Below are 25,624 nucleotides of genomic sequence, written 5' to 3' on the forward strand. Positions count from 1 at the left end.
GCTCTCCGGCACATATTTCCGCTCTCCGGCACATATTTCCGCTCTCCGGTCCCCGGTTTCTGCTTTTTCCAGGAAGCGGTCTGTCTTTCCGAGATATCACAGCAAAGTACGTCGCAGTTTATGGATTATATAACAAAAACGACTATCAATATAGAAAACGGCTTAATAAACCGCGCGCTTAATTTGCTTCGTATAGAAATGCCTTACAACCCCGAAATAAATAATCTGAATCAAAGCAAATGTGCCAAGGACCGATACCGCTTCGGTGACAAGGTTATAATCAAATAAATGCGACAGGGCAGTCAAGGCAACAGCTCCGTGAATTAAAGCGACAATAATCGGTGCAAAAAACAAGAGTGCTGTCTGACGATTAATCACTTTCTTCAGCTCTTTATCCGTCAAGCCCATTTTAGCAATCGATTTGAATTTATCTTTGTCCTGATCTAGATCTGAATATAACCTGAAATACAGGAAGCTTCCAGCCGATACAAAAAACACAATTCCGATAAACAGCCCGATAAACAGCACAGGCCCAAAGCTCTTATTAATGGTATATACGGTATAATCAATCGCCTGAAATACACCTGACTGGAACTTATTCTGCAATTTTCCGCCAGCTTCGATGATGGATTCCTGGGAGCCTTGCGTCGCCTGCCAGGTTGTATACGATTTTGTTTCAACAGAGTCCGGCAACGCTTTGAATGTTTCATCATCAACAATATAATAGGAATACATTTCCGGCATCACTACCGTCGATATCAATCGGTCCGGGTGAGCGCTCCTGCCATTCTTCAATTTAATCGGAACGTCCATCAGCCGTTCCTTTTTTGATGCGCCAATCATCACTCTCGAACTATCTGAGACGACAATCGCTTCATCGCCGCCGACATCCACTTTCTTCTCACCAAAAAGCTCAGCAAAACGATTATACTCTGATTCTTTCGCAATCAACACTTCAGGGCGTTCGCTGTTTTCCACTTCAAAATAATTCATTTCAACCGAAGCCTTTTCAGCCTGAATATCATAGCTGTCCAGTGTTTCAACAATCACTTCACTTTGTTCCCGCGTCAGCGGTTCATCTCCTTCTAATGGGGAGTACGTAAACGTATATGGATTCATTTCTTCTACTTCTTTAGTTAAATACGACTGAAACCCATACAGCGACCCAATCGCACTAAACGCAACGGTTGAAATAATCGCCACCATGAAAAAAGTCCGGGCATTGTCCTTCATCCGAAAGGACAAATCCGAAAAAAGCACCATATTCGTTTTTCGCCAAAAAATCCTTTTGCTGCGCTTCAATCGGCGGATCACATAAACACTCAACTGGGTAAACAACAGATACGTCCCGATTGTCACCACCACGATAACCGGCAGCATGGCAATGATGACGAATTGACCTTTCACATACAGAGCTGTTGCGTAACCTGCAGCAAGCAATACCGCAGCAATAATGGCCAGCGTGACAGACGTTTTTGGCTCACCTTTCGACTGTTTATCCGCCTTGATCAGATCACCCAGCTTCCGGGTCCTGAGGATGAATGAAACAAACAACGAGACAAATAAAAACAATAAAATAAATGACACGAACGTTATGACAATGGCCCATAACGGAAAATAAAAATTAAGTGCTTCGTCAATTACCAGGACGTTTTCCGCAAGCAAAAGGATTGTCTTGGCAAACACAAGACCAAGCAAAATACCGGCCAATGTTGCAAAAAAGCCGATCAGCATATTTTCCATAAAGACCATAAGACGGATTTGCTTTGGGGACATTCCCTGCATCATCAAAAGACCGAATTCTTTCTTGCGCGATTGCAGAAATGAACTCATCGAATACAGCACAAAGAAAAAGGAAAATACATAAATAATCCCGCCAGCAACAGCCATTCCATACAATACTTCAAATCTGATTGACCCATCAAAAAATGCAGGGTGAAAAGCAAAAATGGCAAACGTAAAAAAGACCATCACCGTAAACAGGCTGCTTAAAAAATAAGCTGCATATAAACGCTTGTTGCGGATGACATTATTAATCGCGAACTGGCGAAAAGTCACTGTCATCCCCTCCCATCAAGGAAAGCGTGTCAATGATGCTTTGGAAAAACGTTTGCCGGCTTTTGCCCCGATGAATTTCGGAATAAAACTGGCCGTCCCGGATAAACACAACTCGGTCCGCATAACTCGACGCTTGTGGATCATGCGTCACAAGCATCGTTGTTGTGTTTTCTTTCTTATTAAGCGTCTCAAGCATGCCCATGACATCTTTGGATGCTTTCGAATCAAGATTTCCTGTCGGCTCATCGGCCAGGAGCAATTTTGGCTGATGGATCATCGCTCTGGCAATTGCTGCCCGTTGTGCCTGCCCGCCGGAAATTTCATGGACGCGCTTGCCCATGATACCAGAAATCCCCAGCTTTTCGGCAATCGTCTTAGCTTTCTCATCCATCTCCTTCACACGCTTACCGTCCAATGTCAATGGCAGTACCATATTTTCCTCAACCGTCAAGGTGTGCAGCAGATTGAACTCCTGAAAAACAAACCCCAATTCACGGCGGCGAAACTTGGCCAAATCATTCCTGCCCAGAACATGCGGGTTCCTTTCCTCAACCAATACTTCACCGGTTGTCGGCTCATCAATGGTGGCGACCATATTCAGAAGCGTCGTCTTCCCACTTCCCGAGGGCCCCATAATCGCAACAAATTCTCCTTTTTTAATGTCAAGATCAATATTAGACAAGGCGCGATAGGCGACTTTTCCTTCGTACACTTTGCTCACATTATTCACTTTCAGCATGTTTATGCTCCTTTCAAATAACGGCATTGATTCTATTCATAGTGTATCGCCCTCCGCCTTGATGAACGATCGATTTCGCTTTCATTTTCCTTACATTGTTGTAATGTTTTGAGCCGGTGGAAACAAAATACGAAATGTTGTCCCCATGCCAACGATGCTTTCCATTTCAATCCCGTGTCCCAAATAATCAGCCACTTCTTTAACGAGAAACAGCCCCATGCCAGTCGATTCTCTGTATTTTCGGCCATTTTCACCGGTATAAAACGCGCTGAAAATCCGTTTTTGATCTTCTTCAGGAATGCCGACGCCGGAATCTGTCACTTCAAATATGGCTGATCCGGCACGTTCATAAATTGAAATTTCCATATACCTGCTTATCCCGGCTGAATATTTCACACCATTTTGAATGAGCTGTGTCATGATGAACATCAGCCATTTTTCATCTGTCTCTACAGTGATTCTGGCTCGTTCTGTATCCAGTTTTGGATAGACTTCATTGCGGATGAAGAAGCGCTTATTTTCCCGATTGATTTCCTGGACAAGACTTTCCAGTGCAACCGGTTTAATCCGGAAATCCTCCTGGATTGTGCGAAGGCGCGCCATATATAACACCGTGTTCAGCCCTGTTTTAATACGCTCGGTTTCTTCACGGATGTTTGATGATTCCGGCTCGTCAAGATCCTGGGCCGTCAATTCAATGACCGAAAGCGGCGTTTTCATTTGATGGACCCAGCGATCGATAAACGTCATATGTTCCTCTTTTTGGACCTCTGTTTCACTAATCCGATTCTTATAGAGCCGGTATTGCGATTTCAGCAATTGGTCTAGTGCTTCGGCAATCGGTATCTGCTCCGTTTTCTGCAATGATTCATCAATCGATTCCATCGGCTTCTCAAGTCTATTGTAAAACGTTCGTCGGCTTATATAGCAGTACAGGAGATAACAGCTGAATAAAAAGAACCCAAGAAAAATTACATAAGACAATGTCATGAAGTCACGATAGCCATCAAGCCACGGGATAAGAATAATGAGACCTAACTGTACAACCTGAAACCCTATCAATAATAGGTGATCTTTAATAAACAGTCTCATGACTTCCTTGCTCCATTCCATGTCACTTCCAAACGATATCCAGCTCCGCGGACTGTTTCAACCGCATTTGTGATACCGATTTCCTGAAACTTTTTGCGAACGCGGGTTATGTTCACATTAAGCGTGTTTTCATCGACATATGTTTGATCATCCCACAGCTTTTCCAATAAATCCTCTCTGCCTGCCACCCGGGGATACCGATTCATCAGACTTTCAATTATATCAGCTTCTTTTTTAGTGAGAGTTGCCACGTCACTTCCAAACCTGAGCTCAAGCCGTTCCTTCTTCCTGCAGGATACGTTCTTGATGGGCGACCGCATATTCCCCGTATGCGCGGCGCACTTGGCTGCGAATTTTAGCCATCACGACGTCCGGATGAAATGGCTTGGTGATAAAATCATCTCCCCCGTTTTCCAGCGCCATCACTTGATCCATCTCCCCTGTTCGGGCGGAAATGAATATAACCGGACAAATCGACTCAAGTCGGATCTGCCGGCACCAATAAAACCCATCAAAACTGGGGAGATTGATATCCAACAAGACCAGATCCGGTCGGAACGCTCTAAATGAATCCATCAAGTTTTCAAAGTTATCCACTGTCAAAACGTCATAGCCATATTTTTCTATAAAATCGTATAAGTAACCGGCTATTTTCCTGTCATCCTCCACAATCATGATTTTTTCCACGTCCAAGCCCCCATTTCACACTGTGTTTTTATTAAGTTGTTGATTTTGACGCAGAATTCATAAACTGCGAACTAACTTTAAAATTTAAGTTGGTGCGTCGTCCACCGCTTCGGAAATACACTTGAATGCTTAAAGCCGCTCCGGCAATATACTTCGCTTTCCATGGGCACGGCCTCGGGCCAACACGATGTTGGTCACAAAGGCGTTGCCACAGGACGTGGCGTTCTTAGCCTTTGAACCTTACCGCTTTCTTGCGGGGTCTTCGGACACGTGCTGTTTCCATAGGAGTATAGGAGCAAACAAAGCCTAGCGAAGGAAATACACGCCGACTCCTGCGGGAGCATAGGCATAGGTGAGACTCCGCTGGGCGGTAGCCCGAGGAGGCTCACCAGCCGCCCGCGGAAAGCGGCGTGTATTTCCGGAGCGGTGGTATCGTAACTAACTGAAATCAAAAGAAAGAATTTTCACAAGTTTGCACTTTTCATCAACTCCGTAAAAAGCAACGATATTTGAAAGAAGAGCCTTTTATGAAAAGAATATCATTCGGTCAAATTCATTATAACAATGTATCAACGGTAGTGAGCCACGTTGTCACAAAATAGTAAGTATTTGAATGTTTTTTCTGAACTTTTTATTTTATACTGGAAACAGAACGCATAGGCAGGAGGATCTTCGATATGCCTAACATTTGGACACATATCCTTTTTTGTGAAAATGTAATGGATTCAATTGAAAATCCAAATTCATATATACAGCAGGACGCTTACATGAAGTTAGGGGCACAGGGACCGGATCCCTTTTTTTATTATAATTTCTGGCCGTGGATGAAAAACGACACTGGAAACGATATCGGTTTAAAACTCCACAGGGAAAAATGCGGGCCATTTCTGCTGGATATAATTGATAAAGCCAGTGATATGGATAATCGGACACAAGCTTATGTATTCGGTTTTGCAACACACCATATACTTGATCGCAATACACACCCTTATATACATTATCGAGCGGGATATGAAGGCAATAAACACCAAGAACTGGAAGTGCTGATTGATACGTTGATGATGGAAAAATACCAGCATTTAAAGACATGGAAAGCGCATGTTTATAATGAAATTAATATAGGATCCAAACTTGATAAAAACATTGTTAAGCTGCTTAATAAAGCAATTAAAACCCACTATCCCGAATGCGGTGCAGATTTCAATAATTTAATTCATAAATCATACAGGGATATGAAGTTGGCTTTGAGAGTGCTTGCTGACCCGTATGGATGGAAAAATGCATTATTGAAGCCATTGATTTCGCCCTTTTCACACCAGCCAATTAAAAACAACAATGATTACTTAAATTTAAATCACACGACTTGGTACCATCCGGCAACCAACAAACCGTGCACCAAAAGCTTTGTTGATCTCTACAATCAAGCGTGGACGGAAGGAATCGAAATCATGTCTGAAGTGATTGCTTACTGGAACCAACGTGATAATACCAGTAAAGAACGACTTTATGAACTGATTGGCAATATATCCTATGATACCGGAAAACCGATTGCCTTAAACCTTGAAAATATATACAGCGAACCGATTGTGTGAACAATGTTGCAACCAAAAAACGAAAAGCTTTCACACCGCTGTCTGCCAATGTGAAAGCTTTTCGTTATTCCTGTATGACACTGGCTTACTTAAATAATTTCTGCAGCATTTTGCCTGTTCCTTTACCTGCTGCCCTGCGCCCAACTCGTTTTCCTACTTTTCCTTTTTTAACAGCATTGACGTCTCCAAGAATTTTAGATACTGTATATAACACTTTGCGGATATTATTAATCTTCATGCGTCTCCCCCCTCACCTGAACACAGGATTTATTTCGCAAATTCCTTCGCCTGTTCGACACCTTTTTCGATATTAACAAACCTCAACAAGACAACCCCAGCTATAAAAAATATAAGTAACGATATAATTCCAAGCCTGCTCGAGCCGGTGAGCTGGCCAACGATTCCGAAAAGAAATGGCCCAAAAACTGCCGCAAACTTTGACGAAATACCATAGAAGCCGAAAAACTCCGCTTTCTTATTTACCGGGACCATCCTGCCATAAATCGACCTGCTAAGTGCCTGTGCACCGCCCTGAACCAAACCAACGCATATTGCCAGCAAGTAGAAATGCAAAGCAGATGCCATGAAATAACCGAGTACCACAATGCCTATATAAACGTATAATGTGAGATACAATGCGCGCTTGGCTGTTATTTTCGACGCCAGCCAGCCAAAGAAAAACGTGGATGGGATACCAACAAACTGTGTGATCAGCAGCGCAATAATTAGTGAATTTGAATCAATGCCAATCCCACGACCGTATATTGTTGCCATTCTTATAATCGTGGATATACCATCATTATACAGCCAAAACGCCATAAGGAAAATGAGTAAATACTTAAACTGCCTTATTTCTTTAAATGTGTTCACAACTCGGGAAAAGCCGATTGTCACATAGGATTTATTCCGCTTCACACGCGTTTTCTTTTCCTCCTGCACGTTTTTAAACAGCGGTATAGAAAAGATAAACCACCATAAACCGACAGAAGCAAAGGATAATTGGCTGGCCGCAGTTGCGTCAGGTATTCCAAACCATGAATAATTCGTGATCATTAAAATATTGATTGCGAGCAATAAACCACCGCCTATGTATCCAAAAGCAAAACCGCCTGACGATAACTTATCCATTTCCTTTTCACTTTCGGCCAGCTCAGGCAGAAATGCATCATAAAATACATTGGCACCGGAAAAACCAATATTGCCGACAATCAATAAGATAGATGCAAACAGATAAGCACCTTCTCCAACAAAAGCAAGCAGGATACTTGCGATAATCCCCATATACGCAAAAAAGCGCAGGAATTTCTTTTTTGATGCAGAAAAATCACTAATCGCGCCCAAAATCGGAGCTAAAACAGCAACAATCAAAACTGCAATGGACTGGGAATAGCCCCAGTAACTTTCCGCCAAATTCTCTTCCAGTCCTGCAGCAGCCACATCGTAATAAAACACCGGCAGGACCGCTGCCATGATCGTTGTTGCAAAAGCGGAGTTGCCGAAGTCATATAGCATCCAGCTTATCATCGTTTTCTTTTTCATATTGCCCCCCCTCTTCCTATACCTCATCAAACCATCATTTACCAAATATTTCAATGATGCACCATAAAAAAAGCCTCACCAAATAAAGGCAAGGCTTTCTTAATTAAAAATCAGGATTACTCCCATACGTAATGTCTGTACTCTTTGGACAACGCATCGAACTTTTCCTTATCATTTGTATCAATCGCATCATTAATGGCACTTTCCAGTTTTTCCTTATTCCAGCTAAAACATAATTCATCCAATATTAATTGAGCAGATAACTTCATTTCGAAAGGGACCTCGCGCTTTGCATTAATCGCTTTGCCAGCATAACGGTATAATTGATAAACAATCTTTTGTTTTTTCATTGGAACTTCCCCCTTGTTCCTTTTTTCCATTATGCTGGATAACGTTACGTTTTGCAAGTATAAATTTTGATATTAATGAATTTTCTATTAATAATCTGTATTACTGAAACTATAAACGTTGCCCGCTCAACCATAAGCTTGCGGTTAAGGTTTTATATAGCGGTACCCGAGAAAGCTTGCGATTAGAGCAAAAATAGCTAATACACTTGCCATCCAGGTGATGTTACTTTTCATCAAAACAGCAATTATCGGCGGGCCGGCAGCGACCCCGGTAAAACGCATTGCACTGTAAATTGAAGTAATGACACCGCGGACGTCTTTTTCCAGACTTTCTGTTATCATCGCGTCAAGACAAGGGAGAGCCATTCCAATCCCCGTCCCGCAAATAAAGAAAATGGTCAATAAATAAACGGGATGATCCATAAACGGAATTACCGCCACCGAAACACCGGTAAAAACAATCCCGGTAAATGTTACCCACTTCATCACGGTTAAATTGTCTTTAATCTTTCTGCCGGTTATGAAGGAAGCAATCGATAATGCCAATAAAGGAACAGCGAGTAGAATCCCTTTCCAAACTCCTTCATAATCATATTTTTCTTCCAGGATGCTGGATAAATAAAAAAGAAATCCGAAAAGGACAAACATTAATATAGCGCCAATGAAAAACACGGCCACCAGCCACCTGCCATGTTTTTTAAATGCATCTTTCGCTGAATCCATATATTCTTTGAAATGCGTTTCGTTTTCTTCCCCATTATTTTTAATCAAAAAGATCACCAATAAAACAGAAACCGCACAAAATAATGGAATTGAATAAAACGGCACAAACCATATAATCGCGGCAAGTGCTGCCCCCAATATAGGGCTTAATACTTTCCCCACTGTGTTGGACGTTTCCACGATGCCGAGCGTTGTACTTGCTTCCTTATCGTCTTTAAAAATATCACCTACAAGGGGGAGGACAATTGGAAAGGCCCCTGATGACCCGATACCTTGCAAAATTCTTGCTGCAACAATTATCAGAAATGGGTTGTCCATCAGCTGAGAAGCAAGACCGGCAATCAATCCCCCAACCCCGGTGATGATCAAAGAAGGAATTATGACCTTCTTTCGCCCGAATCGGTCGGACAAAAATCCGGCGACCGGGATTAAAAAAATGGCCACAACTGAATAGGCCGTAATAATATAACTCGATTGAAGCTTGGAAATCCCCAACTCCTGCTCCATAACCGGGAGTATCGGGATGAGCATTGAGTTGCCCAATGTCATAATCAAAGGTATGGATGCCAGTGATATGACTGCCCAGCGTTTTTCCTGTTCATTCAGACGTTCAGTCATAAACCTTCTCCTTAATTTTATATGGTCACTAAATTTACTATTTACCAGGGAAAGCGTTTTATTCTGTATGTTTGCTTTCAGGGATTAAAATTGTGAATTCACAATAGACAGACGATGTTCATGCTGTTTTTTCTGGACTCATCTGATATAACTCTGATAGACTGTTATACTTACAGAGACGCTATATATTCGGTCATATGGAGGCAATATTGGATGAATGAAGCAGATCAATTTAAAAAAGGCGAAAAAGGTGCCTGGCTCAGTATTTTTGCGTATATTGTGCTGGCAGCAGTCAAATTGATTGTTGCTTCAATTGGGAATTCCCAAAGCTTATGGGCGGACGGTTTGAATAATACGACCGACGTCGTGGCTTCAGTCGCCGTTTTAATCGGATTAAAGATATCAACAAAACCACCTGATGCAAATCATCATTACGGGCATTATCGAGCTGAAACAATCGCTTCTCTTTTTGCTGCATTCGTTATCGCAACAGTTGGCATCCAGGTCATCATTAACTTAATTGAACAACTGATTGCCGGGAAAACGGAACAGCCGGGTATGCTCACGGCTTGGACAGCGCTGGGAGCAGCTATTATAATGTTCGGTGTTTATCGTTACAATGTTTCACTTGCGAAAAAAATCGGAAGCAGCTCCCTCGACGCTGCAGCCCAGGATAATCGCTCAGACGCCTTCGTTAGTATAGGCGCTTTTATCGGTATAATTGGTGCACAATTTGGTTTTTACTGGCTTGACCCCCTTGCCGGTCTGGTTGTAGGTGTCATTATTTGCAAAACTGCATGGGATATTTTCAGAGAAGCGACGCATACATTAACTGACGGGTTTGATGCGACGGAAATTAAAACAATTAAAAGCGATATAGCAAAAGTGACTGAAGTTAATCAAGTTGTGGATGTTAAAGGGCGAATTCATGGAAATCAGGCGTTTATCGACGTTACGATTCTTGTGGATCCCGAGCTGAACGTTAAAGAAAGCCACGCCATTACCGAGAAAATAGAAGACTTCCTCCGTGAAAAACATAACATCACATATGCGCATATTCACATCGAGCCGGATGACAAAATACATTAAAAAAACTGCCCTTAATGGACAGTTTTTAATGCATTACATTGTCATTAGAAAAACCGTTAAAATAGCACCTATAACGACTATAATAACATTTAAGCCGAGAAATGCCAGAAGTACTGCGACGGCTCCGCCCACGAGACCAATAACCGGCTGTTCGGGGATAACACTTAAAATCCCCGGGAAAATAAGCGCCCCCAGCGCTGCATAGGGAATAGCCCCAAGCCAGCTGTTGATCCAGTCCCGAAACTGAAGTTTGTCAACAATGAAGGCCGGAATTATTCTTGGAATCATCGTTACAATCGCCATGCCTATAATAATAGCAATTATCATTGTTCATCCCCCTTTAGCAAAAACACACCGCTTAAACCGCCCAAAACTGTACCGCAAATAATTGCCCAGCCTTCACTCATAAACTGGCTGCATACAAAATTAATGCCCATCGCAATAACAGCAATCAGTCCGACACGCCAATGTTTTTTCACCGATGGAATAAGTAGTCCTATAAACATGGCGTACAACGCTATTCCCATGCTTTGACTCAGCTGCTCAGGAATAACATCACCCAGTATGCCTCCCAGAAAGGACCCAACAATCCAAGCAAAATAAGCTGTCAAAATAAGTGCCAAGTAAAAATAGGAACCTTTTTCCTTCTTAGCCTCGTCAGTATGTAAAGCCGATACGGCAAACGTTTCATCCGTTAATCCCATTGATATAGGAAGTTTCCATTTAAGCGCAAAATGACGCAAGTAATTCATTAGCGACAAGCTCATGACAAAGTGACGAAAATTAAGCACAAATGTCGCAACCACAATTTCAGCTGTCCCGGCGCCCAAGGCAATCATATTAGCTCCCATAAATTGACTGGCCCCGGCAAATACCATCACACTCATCAATGTCAGCTCCGTAATTGACATTCCCGCTTGTTTTGCCAAGACACCATATGCCAGGGCAATCGGCAAATAGCCGAGCATTATAGGGAACCCTGTCGCAATTCCTTTGCGAACCATATGCAGTGATGGGGATGTGTTTTGTGCATCTGCTGTTTCAGTATCCATTCCCGTCTCCCCCCAATTGAAAATTAAAATAATTATACCTTATTTACCGTGTAAGAAAAAGGAATTCAATTCAGAGAGACGCCCCATTGACAATCACTAATCTCACCATTTATAGTCAATATTATATTTGAATATCGATTCCGTGAATGCGAAGTAAAATTTGAGACAGGCAGCACCCAGAGACGGGACATTTGGTGAAAGTTCCGGCATTTCAGGTTTGAATTACACATTCCGATCAGGCGGATATTATTTGAGTGGATGAGTTGAAATTAGGTTTCTATGCTCCAAAAGGACTCATCAATCAGGGTGGTAACGCGGAGTGAAAGCTTCGTCCCTAACGAGGGATGAAGCTTTTTTATTTTTATACTCACCGTCATTTCACAACCATAATTTTAAATATTAAGGAGGGTCTGTACCATGTTTCCTGTACAGCCGAAATATCAGCCATCTTTGAGTGAAGCTATCGTATTTTCTATAATCACAGTAGGACTCATCAGTTATTTTTTAATCGGGCTTGGAACAGAGCCTCACATCCCAATCCTGATTGCACTTCTGCTTGCAGTCACATATGGCTTAACGAGAGGTGTTTCATTTAAAGACCTTGAAGAAGGTATGATTGCGGGAGCCAGGTCAGGGATGGCGGCCGTTTTCCTCTTTTTATTAATTGGAATATTAATAAGCAGCTGGATGATCAGCGGCACGATACCACTTCTCATAAGCACTGGGTTTACGTTTGTCGGAGGCACGTGGTTTTACGGTATTGTTTTTGCGGTTACAGCGATCATTGGTGTATCCCTGGGAAGCTCGCTGACAACGGTTGCAACAATCGGGGTAGCTTTTATCGGAATGGGAGATGCAATGGACGCATCGATGGCAATGACAGCCGGAGCAATTGTCTCGGGAGCATTTTTCGGTGATAAAATGTCACCATTGTCAGATACAACAAACCTGGCTTCAACAATTGTGCAAGTCGATTTATTCGATCATATTAAACATATGGGCCTGACAACCATCCCGGCATTTCTAATTTCATTTGTTTTATTTGTCATTCTGTCCCCCACTGAACCCGTCTCTGTGACAAATTTGAACGCTTACCTTTCAAACATCGAAACAACCGGGCTCGTTCACTGGACGTCTTGGATACCGCTCATTATCCTCGTAATGTCCACATTTTTACGTATACCTGCGTTCATTTCTTTAGCCATCAGCAGTGTCATTGCCACAATACTTGCACGTATAACGAGCGGCCTTTCGTGGGCTGATATTTGGGGCATTTGGTTTAACGGCTATACTTCTGAGACTGGCTTTGAACCCGTAGACAGCTTGTTGACAAAAGGCGGCATTAACAGCATGTTGTTTACAATTTCATTGGTGATCCTGGCCTTGGGCTTTGGAGGACTTTTATTCGTAACAGGGATTATCCCATCAATCTTGTCATCGTTTCAGGAAAAGTTGCAAAAAGTGCGTTCAATTGTTATATCAACAGCTACGACTGCAATTGGGGTGAACGTCCTCATTGGCGAGCAATACTTGTCTGTTATGTTGACAGGTGAAACATTCAAAGGTGTCTACAACAAAGCGGGATTATCCAATAAAGTTCTGGCGAGGTCACTGGAAGACGCCGGAACTGTTATTAACCCGCTTGTCCCCTGGAGCGTATGCGGTGTATTTATCGCCGACGTCCTTGGGGTGCCGGTGCTCACATACTTGCCATTTGTCTTTTTCTGTCTGCTGAGTCCGCTTATAACAATCGTTTTTGGCGGCCGAGCTCTAAAAAAACTTTGAGCTGAACGTCAATGGCGCAGGACGTTTCCGAACTAAAAAATCCCCGGGCCGGGGATTTTTTATTCAAGTATATCGGACAATTTTCGAAGACCTTCAAGCAATCTTGGTGAAGGACGGCAATAGAGTGATTCTTCCAGCACATGAATATTATCGTTTTTAATCGCATCCATGGCTTGCCATCCGGGCCTTCGTTTAACAAGTTCAGGGCGCATTTTAGATTCCTTCACGCCTACCCAAACCATACAGATATAATCAGGATTACGGTTTTTAACATCATCCCAGTCCGTTTGAACATTCGCCTCGTCTTCGGTATCAAAAATATTGCGCGCACCTGCCAGCTCGCTTATTTCTGTAAGCCAGTTAACACGGCCGGGTGTGAATATCGGCTTCGGCCACCATTCCCAGTATAAAGAAGGCACGTTTTCCTTACGGTGAGCCGTTTCACGGAATTTAGCCAACTCATTGCGAAATGCTGCAGCTTTTTCGACACCGAGTGTTTCTTCGTTAAGTGCCCGACCGGTCGTTTCAATATCGTCGGCAATTTCGTCCAAAGCGTTAGGATTTAAAATAATATAGGGCAAATTGCGTTCTTTAAGTCCTTCGATATTTTTTTCCATCCCCGGAACACTTAGTGAAGCAATGACTAAATCAGGCTTCAATTCTTCCACTTTGTCCATATCAATTGACAAATCGGGCCCAACCTTTGGCAAATGCTGGACTTCTGAAGGCCAGTCGGAATAATTATCAACACCCACCAGCAAATCCGTTTTGCCGAGATACGCCACGACCTCTGTATTACTTGGGCAAATTGAGACAACGCGCATTGACAGTTCTCCCTTCAGAAAAGACCTTAGTAATTAATCCTGTTCGGTTGTCACCATCGGACCATCTTTTGTAATAACAACCGTATGCTCGTATTGAGCAGAACGGCCCTGGTCAACAGTACGGGCAGTCCAGTTATTGGAATCCATTTTGCTCTGCCAGCCGCCCTCGTTAATCATCGGTTCAATCGTTATGACCATACCTTCTTTTAACCGAGTTCCTTTATTTGGCAGACCAAAATGTGGAATGTGCGGCTCTTCATGCAATGTCGGACCGATTCCGTGTCCGGTGAAATCACGAACGACTGAGAACCCTTCCCCTTCAGCATAAGTCTGTATGGCATGCCCGATATCACCAATTCGATTGCCTGGCTGCGCCTGTTCAATTCCTTTATAAAGTGATTGCTTCGTAACATCCAAAAGCTTTTCACCTTTTTCATCAAGGTTGCCAACTTTATAGGTCCACGCCGAATCTGCCAAACCACCGTTCAGATTAACGACCATATCAATCGTTACGATATCCCCTTCAACAAGTTGCTCCTCACGGGGGAAACCATGGCAAATTTCGTCATTAATTGAAGCACATGTGGCGTAAGGATAACCGCTGAACCCTTTCTGTTCAGGGGTAGCGCCCTGTTCGGCTAAAAACTTTTCAACAAAAGCATCAATTTCCATAGTCGTAATGCCCGGCTTAATTATTTTGGCGATCTCTTTATGGCATTTAACGAGTACATCACCCGCAGCCTGCATTTTTTCAATTTCGCGTTGACTTTTACGTGTAATCATATCTTTCGTCCTTTCTCCAAACCTACTTTAAAATGAACCTCACAAACACATATCGCCCATTCACTTCAACAATTGTACCATAAAACCTGTTGCCCCGAACAGAATCGGACATTTTAAGAGCAGTTAGCAGCCGTTCTTTGGCGGGCTTATCCTCAATAATTACAATATAAAAGATTGCAATATGTTATAATAACACAATAGACTGGCTTTGCATGAGGGGTTTGGGAGCATAAAAAATAATCTCTCATGCACTTTACATCTCATTTGAATCAGGAACGTGTCGCACCCGCGAAAGCGTCCTATTGCGAAAAAGTGGATGAAAGTCTTACTTAAAAAATATGCATGGTTTTAAAATGGAAAGCCTTAAGAACTTCCATATAGCAAGGGGACTGTAAAACAGCCCCCTTGATCACAGTTACTTTATCAGTTCGTTTATTTTTACCCGAACACCTTCCGATATTTCAGTGTTCACCTGTCCAAATTTCTTTCTGACGATATTTTCAGAAAGCGTATAGACTTTGTCCGCCCTAATTTCTGATGTTACTTTAAGTTCGCCCTCTGTTAAATCTTTTGATTCAATCACTACTGAATACGCAAGATCCTTTAATTTTGAAGTGATGGCTAAAACTACGATATCTTCAGTCATTTCGTTATAACTATCGCTTGAAATAATAAGTACAGGACGTTGTTTTCGGTTTTTTAAACCACTGAATGGAGCTGGTCTTGTTTATACATTGTTCCAAACCTCGTCATCGATATCATTATCCCAAAAACCCAGGCTACTCTCACTAGCTTTTGTTAAATCCTCAGACACACTTTTATCTCGTTTAGATTTTAAATACTCTGCAAAATCCAGAATTTTATCCACTTCTTGTTCAGGTATTTCACCAATAATTTTAAGTAAACGATCCTTTGCTGTATTCATGTAATGATCACCTCTTCCATGAATATTTTATTATATCACTTAATGTTACGATACACTATATATTCAAAATTAAAGTTATTGATACACAATCGCGCGCGATTGTGGCACAGTCTTAGCGACATTGTTTCATTTATTTTTTTCTTTTTTGTCGCTAAATAAAAAGCCAACTGCTATACAGGAAGTAATTGCAGCAACTAGCATTAATATTTCAACCATTTTATCTCTCCTTTAATTAACTGATACAGGCAAGATAGACAGCTTCTTATTCAAAATAGGCGCCCGATCGATTAACATTTTCTTAGGGTCTATTCAACAAAAAAGAGTGCGTATTTATGCACTCCTTAGTTACTATTCCTGTTTTTTAAAATGTAAATTTCTTTCTCCATTTTATTTACCTTGTCAACAATAAAATCCATTTCATTGATTCTCGATTCGTTCGTTAATTCAAACTGGCCTTCCAGTTTTGCTTCTATAGTGTCAAACCGACTATGCATTTCTGATTTCATACTTTTCATTTCTTTGTTCACTTCTGTCAGCAAATCAAGAATTTCCTTATCCACTCTTATCACCTCTGTGATAATTAATATAGATTAATCAAATAATCACTGTTTTTTAAAACTTACTTGTTAATTACGTAATCGCGCCCGTTAACGTAATAGTCCTTTCTGCTATTGGCTGATATTGCTTACGTATGAATTTTAAAATAACTCGATTATCAGTCCGGGAAGAGTAATTATTCCAGCAATTATGTAGAAATAGCCAGTTATCTTCCCACCTGACTCACCTCTTCTTACCTCATCAACCCCAAATAATAAGAATATTACCGGAATAAACGTAAAAACAACTTCAGATGGTAGTTCGGGAAAGGAGATGAAAATAATCATTGCGATAGCTATAATGATATTAGCTATACGTAATATACTCATCTTATCACCTCTCATTAGTAAAATTATCAGTTATACGGCTCGTATGTTCGGATGCACTGCTTATTTCGGGATGGCACCCGAAAAGGAGTATTTCTTATGCCGTGAAAGCGTCCTATTCCGGAAGATTGATATTGATGAAAAGTACTTTAAGAACTCTCCGCTTTACGTTTACTTTTATTTTTGGCAGTTTTATATAAATCTAATCCAGAAAAAACAATTATAATAATGCTAGTAATTCTTAAATACAAGTCATCATAATAAGAAATTAAGACAGCAATACCAATTAGAAAGTAAAAAACTCTTAAAGATGTATATAGCATAAAATACCACTTCTCCTTCACTATTCTTAAAGAGCATTAGTATTACTTACAGGATAAGGTAGCCCGCACGTATCTTATTCCATTAAATGGCCCTTATGTATGAACGGGCGCCAAGACTAATTCCGGAATGGCGCCCTTTTCTGGAATACCTTTTCACTTATATAAAGCTAGTATAATTTAATAGGAACCCTTGTATGGAAACATAAAAAACAAATAAGGAAACAATAATACTCATAAAGCCTATTTGCTTTCGTTCGTTTTTGATTTCGGATATACCCATAACCAATAGCATTGCCCCCATAAAAAGCATCATATATGGTGATACTACTCCGGAATTTCCAGTTGCCAGGCCATACCCTGCTAAAACTAAAGTTATGATTGCAAAGACGATTCTAAGTGTTTTTAACAAAATATGCCCCCATCTTTATTAAAGAATGGCGCCCTTTAATGGCAAAGATTTTATAAGGTGAACACTCATTAATACAATAGGAATTGTTTTAGTTGCTTCTTTTTAAGGTAGCTCCAATTAAAGTACCTACCCATATTCCCAAGAAAACACTAACCGTAACAAATCCTATTCCCATACCTTCCCAACCTTCAACACCAACCACGCTATAAGTGACTACACCAATACAGAGCAGGCTCAATACAACGGAGATTGAAAACAAAGCTATCCTTGACACTTTACGGGATACAATAAAAATCCCTACCGCAAACACAATTCCGAAAAGTAATATGGGAGTCCATCCTTCTAACATCAACGCATCCATTTTATCCCCCTTTTAGCAATATGGCTCTATAATGACACCTCATTCGATTTTCGCGCCCGTTTTAGGAATAACTTTACTCATGCATGGACTGTATTAAGGAATTCCTTTATTTTTTTCCATGAGTCTCTTGTGGCTCTGGCATTTGCTGATTTTGAGCCGCCAAAAGTCATCGCCATTCCATCGCCCAACTGCATGACAACGTTACTTGGAATCGAAGGAAAACTATATGGGAAAGCCAAGAAATGCCCAGCACCTTCGTAAAAAAGATGCTTATGCTGATAGAGATGATTCGATAAATACTTCTCCATTATTTTGACAAATTTCTCAGATGGCCACAGTTGGTCGTCACTTCCGGATATTGTCATAACAGGAGCATTAATATTCTCTACACGAATCCGTGCATTTTCCATTTTCTCTTCTTTCCTCATCGTACGATTCCAAATGGCTAAGAAAGAAGACGGACGCTTGAATATCCAGTTGCGAAACGTAGAGAAAATCATAGAGGGTGGATAAGAAAACTTCATATAAGGCAGAGCCTGCCCATTAAACGTCCAAGACGGTATTGGAGCAAATATGCTATTCTTCATTCCAGATGTGACATAACTACTTGGAGAAACTGCAATCACAGATGTATATTCATTATAAGTAGCGCCTAACAGCAGGGCTAGTTCTCCTCCCCTTGAGAACCCGATCAGTGAGACTTGTTTATTTACAGAAGGATGCTCTTTTAACCAATGGGTAGCCTTTTCAAAATACTCTAAAGGAATACTTTCCAAGTTATTCGGAACGTTCTCCATACCAAAATAGGCTAATGCCAATACCGTATATCCACAGGAAGCTAACAAAGCTGCGGCTGGCTCCAAATAACCGCCATCTGATCCACCTAAAAGCAATATACCCGGATATGAAACTTCTTTCACCGGATGATACAATACCCCTGTGAATTCATTTGATTTTACGACTTCTTTTTTAATATCCTCATTATAAAATTGGCGAGTTATTGTAACTGTATCGAGCGTTTCTCCTGATATTTCCAATGAAATATCCACTGTAATCGAGTTTGAATTTTCTTTGACAAAAAAATCACCATGTCTCGATTGTAAGTCTTCCATGGACCAAAATAATCCAGAACTATCAATTTCATTGTACGAACCCTCTAACGGTTTTACGTGGGAAAGCGAAATGATACCATCTTCATTTGCTTTAAAAGTTGCTTTAGATTCAAAGATTTTTTCACTATCATCGCTCATTTTTGCTTTGAGCGTAATCATCTCATTTGGCTCACTGTTAATTACTTTTATATCAATTTCCTCATCGATATAAGTATGAAGTTTTTGAATAATGATTGCAGGTCTTTTTTTCACTGAGAAAACCAGCTCCTTTAATTATCATATATGAGTTCTTATGAATCACTGAAATATCATGCTCATTCCAGACAATTAGACTTTTCTTTTTGCTTTTATTCCGGATTTACGCCCGATGATTGAATAGATCTTTCTAAATCCCACTTTTTATTTTGTCAGTTTCGTTGCTCTGTTCACACCTATAGCCATCAATATCATTGATAAAAATATAAACAGCACCCAGTAGCTATTACTGCCAATCGCTAAAAATACTCCTATTACCGCTGACAAAATCGATGCTAATTGAAATGATAACCACTTTATATCCTTTAGTACTGGCCAGTTCACCACATCACCCCCTGTATCTTTCTGCAAAATTTCATTAAAGATTAGCGTCCGTTCCCGGAAGATAACTATTTATGAGTAACTCTCTCCTTCTTTGCTATAAATTTTATAAGCAAAATACCCGAATAATAAACCTATTCCTGCTCCCAAGCCAATTATAGATAGTAAGGAGATTGGGAAAAATATGCTAAGAAGTACAGAAATAGTACAACCAATCATCATTCCAAGTGGTATTAAACTATCTAACAAATTTTGAGCGCCTTTTGATTCTTTTTTACCCAGGGTACCTTTCTTATATTTATGTTTCATTCTCATAACTACAAATACTGCAATCCCACTCGCTATTACAACAGGTAGTAAAATGCGCACAATTTCCAAATCTGAGCCCAACTAGAGCCCTCCCCTTTTCCCGTTTTTATTAATTCAATTTTAACATAATTTATTACGTTAAACGCCTCGACAATGGCAAATTGGACTCTATCCATTATTCCAGAATGGCGCCCGATTGGTGAACAGGCTAATTAGGCGCCCGATAATGAAATAGTCTTTTCTGCTATTGGCTGGTAGATTTTCCCCTTCTAAAATATAAATAAACGAAAAATCCTAAACAGGAAAAAAAACCAGTACTTACTAAAATGTAATAATCTAAATCAACCCCGCCACTAAAAAGTAAGGATTACGATACCCCGTAAATAAAACCAGCAAATATGTTCATCAGTTTTTTTGATGTGTTTGAATTGTTTATCGATTCTATTATTAAGGCTCCTAACAGTACTATAGGAACACCCAAAAATGCGTGAAGAATCAAAGCATAGGTAATTTCATTTGTTCCGAAGTTTAAAATAGGCTGCAATAAATCCTTTAAACATATTTCATAGAAATCATTACATCCTTATTTGATAAATTATCCAGCATCTGGTCCTAATACAGTATCGGCACTATTACTTATTAGGGAAAAGTGCTCGATAATAATTCACATTGATTATTAAGAACAACAATAAATAGCTTTGTCAAAAGTGTCTTCTGGAATATATATCATTCCATCTCTTATCTCATAAGGTATATTATGATCCTCTAGCAATTCGGTAGCATTGCTATTCGTCGTATTTTCTCCCCATTCTATATATTCTCCGTTATATTCCTTTTGGCAAGTAGATAAAGTGGTAAAAAGAAGCGAACAGCACAGTATTAATACTAGAACCCTCTTCAAAATACCTCCCCCCTAAATAATCAATTATAAAACAATCGCTTTCCATTTTTCTCCACAATATGGCTCTTGTGCGTAGAATAGGTGCCGAGTCCTATTCCGGAATGGCTCCCGTTTCTATAATAAGCAAGACGATTTGCCAGATCTATGTAAGTTATTTCTTCGATGAATCAACAGCGAATTGAATTACTAAAAATTCTTTAACTATGTCCTGATTAGCGTCCTCAGAACTATGATAATCGACAAACGGAATTATTTAAGACGGTTCTCCAAGGATTCAATTGCCAGTTTAAATGCAATTAAACGACGCTCATTTAATGTTTTTTGAGAACTACCTTCATTTGCTTTTGCTATCTGCTTTTCGATAGATGGAATGAGACTTTGTAGAACTTCCTTTGCGGTCAATGTGGTTTCTTCGTCGTGGGGAAAACCTTCCCCATTCCAAGAATCTTTAAGGCTTTCTAAACCAATTTGTACAGCATTTTTTCTCTTTTTGACTTGGTTTGTATTTGAACCTTTCTCTGTCATGCTTTTATAAGCGTTTGAAAGTTTATTAAAAGTTGATTCCAAGGATTTAATCGAAAAATCTCGGGTTTCTTGATTAACAATCTTCATCTTTGAACCTCACTTCCGTTTTACAGTAATCCATTGGCCCTATTGAAAGGACCGCTATTCGATTAGCGCACCCTATAACAGAAGAACGCTGATAAGCTATTTTTATTCTTCTTGTGATTTTGATATATAATAATTCAAAGGCCCAGCAAAAATTAATCCTGCGGCAGCTGTCCCCAAGAAAACTGCCGAATATGAGAATAATTCAACGTCACGACCTAAAAAGTAATCTGTAGTAATGCGAAGAGCAGTAAGAATAACTGGAAATCCAAGTGACCAAAATAACATTATTTTTAAACCTTTGGACATTACTTTTGCTCCCTTCTTCAAGAAAACTTATTCAACTAAAGGCTCCGATTCACGCACAAAGTTATTACATTAGCGCGCCCGATGATTGAACATCATTTATTAACTTTTTCCTCCAGTTTTCTTACTCTTTCTTCTAATTTTTCCTTGGAAGAATTTCTAGATTTCACATATTTAACGGTAAAAACGGCTCCAAAAATAATAGCTATAGTGATGATTAAGTTTAAAAATATAATTATTATAGGCATTAATTCTTGAATATTCAAAAATTCACCTCCTAAACCTTATTCCATTAATCGGCCCTTATAAGCAAAAGTGGCACAAGTCTTAATTCCGTTCTTGCGCCCGTTTGCGGAATATTTATAATGCTTCAGTTTCAGAAATTAATTCTTTTAAGTTGTTTACAGCTTGGTTTGTTTTATCTTTATCCGTTGAAAGAAAGGAAACAATTTCATCAATACGTTTTTTATAGTTTATAGGTTTTATTGAAAAATCTTGAATCATGGCTACAGCTTTCTTTTCGTTGATGCAATACACCTTGTTTTTTGAAAAGATAACTTGATTCAAGCAAGAAATACTCCGAAAACAATGCCCCATCACGTATGAAATGTCGTCTTTATTCGCATTGGCTTCCATAAACATCAGGGAAAAAGAAGCTTCAAAGGAAAAATATTGAATCATCGCTTCTTGAAATTTCTCGGGATAAGGTTCTGTTTTCTTTTTTAATTCACTTAACGTACCTTCAGGGTCAGATAAAACATTACAAACAGCTAATTCCCCCATATACATGGCATTCAAATAACCGTGAGGATGTCCTGTTTGATAATGAATGGATACTAGACCTGATAAACAATCGTCAATAACTTTACTGACTCGTTTAATATCACGAAAGATAAGATCTACATGATAACCCTGTATAACTAACCAGCCACCTCCATTTATCCATTCGCCCCATTCACCTAAAGAAGTAATTAAATGCTCTTTTTTATCGTCATTAAGATTAAACGCTGCTTTTTCTATATCATTGGTATTAAACCCTTTTGATTCATCATAGTAAATTCCAATATCTATATCAGAATCTGGACTATGAGTTCCTCTTGCCCTAGACCCACCTAATACAACTCCTACTACACCTGGCAGTCCATCTAGTTCCTGTTTTATGTCTTGAATTATATTATCGACAGTTGCCATTATATTTCACTCCAATTTAAATTCAATAATCTGGCCCTTTTATTGAACACTCTTCAGAAAATTTTTCGTTAATTTAGGAATTTCCCCTTTCACTTATTTTAACATAAATGTTCAGAATTTACTGGTAAATACAGGGATATTTTGGTGTTACTTCAGATATAGGATGTCATTTTAATCATATTTCTTGTCCGCTATTCCTAAATGTTATGCTGATATGAGTTTTTCCCATCAGCTACTTACAAAAATACACGTATAAATTGATTCACAAAATTAACAGGCATTTTAGCGCAGTCATTTACCGTCCTTTACTTTAGCATCATATTTATAGCTCTAACAATAGTCATTGTCGGTATACCAATACTGCTGTTATTTTAAAATCTGAAATTGTATATTTTTCTCAAGAAATACCGTTATGTCAATAAAAAATAGCATACCAAATCCTATATAATTTAGTATGCTAAATGAGCTTTTATTTTCAAATTCTCACAACAAGTGAATTACTTACATAGCGACTCCTGCTTTTTTAAGATCTTTTAAAAATAATCAGAAGCACGGTAAATTCTCCCATTCTCGATACTTGTCTCATCAGTCAAGATATCGACGAGTATCTCACCAATTGTATCCGTGCTTTTAAGTTTATTTTCTTCTTTTAAACTGCGAAACTGCTCAACATCGCGAAATGCGTCTTCATCACTTGCCCGGATTCTCTCTTGCATTTCAGTATCCATGACTCCGGGACTGAAGGCAATCACCTTGCTTTGAGTGTTTAATTCTTCCTGTTCAAGCGCTGCAGTTTGTGTAAAGATATTGATACCGGCTTTAGAGCTGCAATAAGCACTCCACCCGTACATCGGTCTTTCAGCCGCTCCCGAGGAGATGGTTGTCCCGATAAACCTTATATCCTTATCGGCCGCTTTTCTTAAAAACATATTCGTCAAAATCATCGGCGCGATTGTGTTCACCTGCATATGATGTGCAATTTCAGTGCTTTTGGTGTCCATCGATTTATCAACCGGATCAAGCACTGCAGCGTTATTAATTAAGTATACCGTCTCAGGCTCTTTAGAAAAAAGATCATTCGCAATTTCTGAAAAAGTTTTTTCTGTCGTTTCCAAATCACCAAGGTCACACGAATAATGGTCATAATTCACGTTATTCTCGGCAGCAACAGTGGCGAGTTTGTCATTACTACCGCGTGACACGCCAGCCACATGAATCCCTGATTCCATTAATAGCTTGGCAATTGATTCACCTAACCCTTTAGATACACCTGTAACAACCGCATGTCTCATAAAATCCCCCCTATTCAGCTATACACTCTCTTCTTTCCCGGTTTTCCCTGCTAAAAAACCGCTAATGTTTGTCTTTGCTATTAATTTCTGACCAATAACGGACCAGTGTATCCATGCCTTTATCAAAACTGTCTAATGGAAAGCTTTCATTCGGTGAGTGCAGCCTGTCATCGGGCGTTCCGAACCCAAGAAGAACAATTGGTATATTATAGATTTCTTCAATCCATTCGACGACCGGGATTGAGCCGCCCATCCGTACATAGATTGTTTCTTTACCAAACGCTTCAGTATAACTTTTGGCCGCTTTTTTTATAAGCGCATTTTCAGGCTCGACCTTATAGGCTTTAGCTGACAATTTTTCTTTTTTAACGTCAACTGAGACACCTGCTGGCGCAACTTTATGAATATGTGCTTCAAGTAATTCCTGAATTCTTTCAGGGTCCTGGCCGGGAACAAGACGACATGTAATCTTTGCTGTTGCAGTTGATGGAATAATCGTTTTGGTTCCTTCTCCCTGATAGCCGCCGTATATGCCGTTTATTTCAAAGGTAGGTCTTGCCATGGTATGTTCTTTAGCAGTGTAGCCTTTTTCGGATACTGTTTCGCTGACGCCTGTGGATGACTCGAAATCTTCGCCTTGAACATTTCTTATCAGCTCACGTTCGTCATCCGAAAGTGGCTCGACACCATCATAAAAACCTTCAACCGTTACCACTTCATCTTCATTTTTCATTGAAGCTAAAATGTGGCTGAGCGCCATAACCGGGTTACGGACAGCTCCTCCATACATGCCTGAGTGAAGGTCGTGATCAGGTCCGGTTACGTTTATCTCGCTCCCTGTAAATCCTTTTAATCCATACAAAATGGTAGGCTGATTTTCGGCGACCATTCCTGAGTCCGAAATAACCGCAAAATCAGCATTAAACTGTTCCTTCTTCTCGCGCAGCGTTTTATAAAGATTTTCACTGCCGATTTCTTCTTCGCCTTCAATACAGACTTTCACATTTAATGGTAATTTACCTTCTGTTTTCATATAAGCCTCAAACACAGCGAGGTGCATGAAAACCTGTCCTTTATCATCGCTTGCACCACGTGCATACAAACGTCCATCCCTAATTTCCGGTGTGAAGGGTTCGCTTTTCCATTCCTCCAGCGGGTCTGCCGGCTGGACATCATAGTGTCCGTAAAATAACACGGTGGGCACATCCGACCCGGCTTTATTATATTCAGCGTAAACCAGGGGATGCCCTCCAGTATCCTGCTGTTCAACTTTCTCAAAGCCAATCTCGCTTAAATACGATTCCAGGTAATCAGCAGCCTTGTTAATGTCTTTTTTATGTACGCTATCGGTGCTGACACTCGGTATTTTTAAAAATGAATTAAGTTTTTCCAGCATCTGCGCGCGATTATCAGATAAATACTGCATGGCTTGCTTGCTCATCGCTCTTAACTCCTT

At 40.2% G+C, this 25,624-nt stretch carries 28 protein-coding genes and 2 pseudogenes; 3 read left to right on the plus strand and 27 right to left on the minus strand.

Annotated features, from left to right (window positions below; genetic code table 11):
• Positions 1–162: 162 nt before the first annotated feature.
• The 4 genes and pseudogenes from BMZ22_RS10030 to BMZ22_RS10045 all read right to left on the minus strand — a co-directional run bounded on the left by BMZ22_RS10030 (position 163) and on the right by BMZ22_RS10045 (position 4,576).
• Positions 163–2,058 carry an ABC transporter permease gene (locus BMZ22_RS10030; protein WP_090085085.1) on the minus strand — a complete coding sequence of 632 codons (1,896 nt, stop codon included), beginning with the start codon at positions 2,056–2,058 and terminating at the stop codon, positions 163–165.
• Entirely contained in the window at positions 2,033–2,797 is a 765-nt protein-coding gene (locus BMZ22_RS10035; RefSeq protein ID WP_090085087.1) for an ABC transporter ATP-binding protein, read from the minus strand. The genes BMZ22_RS10030 and BMZ22_RS10035 overlap by 26 nt, the downstream gene beginning before the upstream one ends.
• 90 nt (positions 2,798–2,887) lie before the next feature.
• The gene (locus tag BMZ22_RS10040; protein ID WP_090085089.1) at positions 2,888–3,889 is read right to left on the minus strand and encodes a sensor histidine kinase; all 1,002 of its coding nucleotides are present in this window, start codon (positions 3,887–3,889) and stop codon (positions 2,888–2,890) included.
• Positions 3,886–4,576: pseudogene (locus tag BMZ22_RS10045) on the minus strand (response regulator). The gene BMZ22_RS10040 and the pseudogene BMZ22_RS10045 overlap by 4 nt, the downstream one beginning before the upstream one ends.
• Positions 4,577–5,253: 677 nt before the next feature.
• On the opposite strand from BMZ22_RS10045, the gene BMZ22_RS10050 reads away from it, so the two are divergent.
• A complete protein-coding gene (locus tag BMZ22_RS10050) occupies positions 5,254–6,168 on the plus strand; it encodes a zinc dependent phospholipase C family protein (protein ID WP_090085091.1) in 915 nt (304 codons plus the stop codon).
• Between the two features lie 85 nt (positions 6,169–6,253).
• Here the strand turns inward: BMZ22_RS10050 and BMZ22_RS16940 are convergent, their stop codons facing one another.
• The 4 genes from BMZ22_RS16940 to BMZ22_RS10065 form a co-directional block, all read right to left on the minus strand.
• Positions 6,254–6,406, minus strand: a complete 153-nt coding sequence (locus tag BMZ22_RS16940; protein ID WP_177183415.1) for a hypothetical protein — start codon at positions 6,404–6,406, stop codon at positions 6,254–6,256.
• A gap of 29 nt (positions 6,407–6,435) precedes the next feature.
• The gene (locus BMZ22_RS10055) at positions 6,436–7,707 is read right to left on the minus strand and encodes an MFS transporter (protein ID WP_090085093.1); all 1,272 of its coding nucleotides are present in this window, start codon (positions 7,705–7,707) and stop codon (positions 6,436–6,438) included.
• A 116-nt stretch (positions 7,708–7,823) separates the two neighbouring features.
• Positions 7,824–8,057 carry an IDEAL domain-containing protein gene (locus tag BMZ22_RS10060; protein ID WP_090085095.1) on the minus strand — a complete coding sequence of 78 codons (234 nt, stop codon included), beginning with the start codon at positions 8,055–8,057 and terminating at the stop codon, positions 7,824–7,826.
• A gap of 144 nt (positions 8,058–8,201) precedes the next feature.
• Entirely contained in the window at positions 8,202–9,398 is a 1,197-nt protein-coding gene (locus BMZ22_RS10065; protein WP_090085098.1) for an MFS transporter, read from the minus strand.
• Positions 9,399–9,611: 213 nt separating this feature from the next.
• Here BMZ22_RS10065 and BMZ22_RS10070 point away from each other — a divergent pair, with 213 nt between their 5' ends.
• A complete protein-coding gene (locus BMZ22_RS10070) occupies positions 9,612–10,487 on the plus strand; it encodes a cation diffusion facilitator family transporter (RefSeq protein ID WP_090085100.1) in 876 nt (291 codons plus the stop codon).
• Positions 10,488–10,520: 33 nt separating this feature from the next.
• Here BMZ22_RS10070 and BMZ22_RS10075 read toward each other — a convergent pair whose 3' ends face one another.
• Positions 10,521–10,814 carry an AzlD domain-containing protein gene (locus BMZ22_RS10075; RefSeq protein ID WP_090085102.1) on the minus strand — a complete coding sequence of 98 codons (294 nt, stop codon included), beginning with the start codon at positions 10,812–10,814 and terminating at the stop codon, positions 10,521–10,523.
• Positions 10,811–11,539 (minus strand): AzlC family ABC transporter permease, encoded by a 729-nt coding sequence (locus BMZ22_RS10080; protein WP_090085103.1) that lies wholly within the window; start codon positions 11,537–11,539, stop codon positions 10,811–10,813. The genes BMZ22_RS10075 and BMZ22_RS10080 overlap by 4 nt, the downstream gene beginning before the upstream one ends.
• A 417-nt stretch (positions 11,540–11,956) precedes the next feature.
• On the opposite strand from BMZ22_RS10080, the gene nhaC reads away from it, so the two are divergent.
• The gene (gene nhaC, locus BMZ22_RS10085) at positions 11,957–13,324 is read left to right on the plus strand and encodes a Na+/H+ antiporter NhaC (protein ID WP_090085104.1); all 1,368 of its coding nucleotides are present in this window, start codon (positions 11,957–11,959) and stop codon (positions 13,322–13,324) included.
• A gap of 59 nt (positions 13,325–13,383) precedes the next feature.
• On the opposite strand, the gene BMZ22_RS10090 is transcribed toward nhaC, so the two are convergent.
• From BMZ22_RS10090 to BMZ22_RS10175, 17 genes and pseudogenes are all read right to left on the minus strand, one after another.
• Entirely contained in the window at positions 13,384–14,148 is a 765-nt protein-coding gene (locus BMZ22_RS10090) for a cobalamin-binding protein (RefSeq protein ID WP_090085105.1), read from the minus strand.
• Between the two features lie 33 nt (positions 14,149–14,181).
• Positions 14,182–14,931, minus strand: a complete 750-nt coding sequence (map, locus tag BMZ22_RS10095; RefSeq protein ID WP_090085107.1) for a type I methionyl aminopeptidase — start codon at positions 14,929–14,931, stop codon at positions 14,182–14,184.
• Positions 14,932–15,346: 415 nt separating this feature from the next.
• Positions 15,347–15,625, minus strand: a pseudogene (locus tag BMZ22_RS10100) (type II toxin-antitoxin system PemK/MazF family toxin); the annotation flags it as partial.
• A 33-nt stretch (positions 15,626–15,658) separates the two neighbouring features.
• Positions 15,659–15,856 (minus strand): DUF2281 domain-containing protein, encoded by a 198-nt coding sequence (locus BMZ22_RS10105; protein WP_090085112.1) that lies wholly within the window; start codon positions 15,854–15,856, stop codon positions 15,659–15,661.
• A 341-nt stretch (positions 15,857–16,197) separates the two neighbouring features.
• Positions 16,198–16,416, minus strand: a complete 219-nt coding sequence (locus BMZ22_RS10110; RefSeq protein ID WP_090085115.1) for a hypothetical protein — start codon at positions 16,414–16,416, stop codon at positions 16,198–16,200.
• Positions 16,417–16,554: 138 nt separating this feature from the next.
• Positions 16,555–16,782 carry a hypothetical protein gene (locus BMZ22_RS10115; RefSeq protein WP_090085116.1) on the minus strand — a complete coding sequence of 76 codons (228 nt, stop codon included), beginning with the start codon at positions 16,780–16,782 and terminating at the stop codon, positions 16,555–16,557.
• A gap of 477 nt (positions 16,783–17,259) precedes the next feature.
• Positions 17,260–17,511 carry a YczI family protein gene (locus BMZ22_RS10125; protein ID WP_090085120.1) on the minus strand — a complete coding sequence of 84 codons (252 nt, stop codon included), beginning with the start codon at positions 17,509–17,511 and terminating at the stop codon, positions 17,260–17,262.
• Between the two features lie 88 nt (positions 17,512–17,599).
• A complete protein-coding gene (locus BMZ22_RS10130) occupies positions 17,600–17,872 on the minus strand; it encodes a YesK family protein (protein WP_090085122.1) in 273 nt (90 codons plus the stop codon).
• Positions 17,873–17,949: 77 nt separating this feature from the next.
• The gene (locus BMZ22_RS10135) at positions 17,950–19,236 is read right to left on the minus strand and encodes an acyl-CoA thioesterase/bile acid-CoA:amino acid N-acyltransferase family protein (RefSeq protein WP_090085124.1); all 1,287 of its coding nucleotides are present in this window, start codon (positions 19,234–19,236) and stop codon (positions 17,950–17,952) included.
• Between the two features lie 147 nt (positions 19,237–19,383).
• On the minus strand, positions 19,384–19,563 hold the full coding sequence (locus BMZ22_RS10140) for a hypothetical protein (protein ID WP_090085126.1): 180 nt from the start codon (positions 19,561–19,563) through the stop codon (positions 19,384–19,386).
• A 69-nt stretch (positions 19,564–19,632) separates the two neighbouring features.
• A complete protein-coding gene (locus BMZ22_RS10145) occupies positions 19,633–19,950 on the minus strand; it encodes a hypothetical protein (RefSeq protein ID WP_090085128.1) in 318 nt (105 codons plus the stop codon).
• A gap of 1,069 nt (positions 19,951–21,019) precedes the next feature.
• The gene (locus BMZ22_RS10155; protein ID WP_090085131.1) at positions 21,020–21,382 is read right to left on the minus strand and encodes a hypothetical protein; all 363 of its coding nucleotides are present in this window, start codon (positions 21,380–21,382) and stop codon (positions 21,020–21,022) included.
• Between the two features lie 102 nt (positions 21,383–21,484).
• Complete coding sequence (locus BMZ22_RS10160; protein WP_090085133.1) at positions 21,485–21,688, minus strand: hypothetical protein; 204 nt, start codon at positions 21,686–21,688, stop codon at positions 21,485–21,487.
• A 92-nt stretch (positions 21,689–21,780) separates the two neighbouring features.
• Positions 21,781–21,951, minus strand: a complete 171-nt coding sequence (locus BMZ22_RS16945) for a hypothetical protein (protein WP_177183416.1) — start codon at positions 21,949–21,951, stop codon at positions 21,781–21,783.
• Between the two features lie 94 nt (positions 21,952–22,045).
• Positions 22,046–22,876, minus strand: coding sequence for a nucleotidyltransferase domain-containing protein (locus BMZ22_RS10165; RefSeq protein WP_090085136.1), 831 nt, complete (start codon positions 22,874–22,876; stop codon positions 22,046–22,048).
• A 533-nt stretch (positions 22,877–23,409) separates the two neighbouring features.
• Positions 23,410–24,168 carry a (S)-benzoin forming benzil reductase gene (locus tag BMZ22_RS10170; protein WP_090085138.1) on the minus strand — a complete coding sequence of 253 codons (759 nt, stop codon included), beginning with the start codon at positions 24,166–24,168 and terminating at the stop codon, positions 23,410–23,412.
• A gap of 61 nt (positions 24,169–24,229) precedes the next feature.
• Entirely contained in the window at positions 24,230–25,609 is a 1,380-nt protein-coding gene (locus BMZ22_RS10175) for a dipeptidase (RefSeq protein WP_090085139.1), read from the minus strand.
• Positions 25,610–25,624: the final 15 nt, after the last annotated feature.

It is taken from the genome of Lentibacillus persicus, assembly GCF_900112705.1.
Lineage (GTDB): Bacteria > Bacillota > Bacilli > Bacillales > Amphibacillaceae > Lentibacillus > Lentibacillus persicus.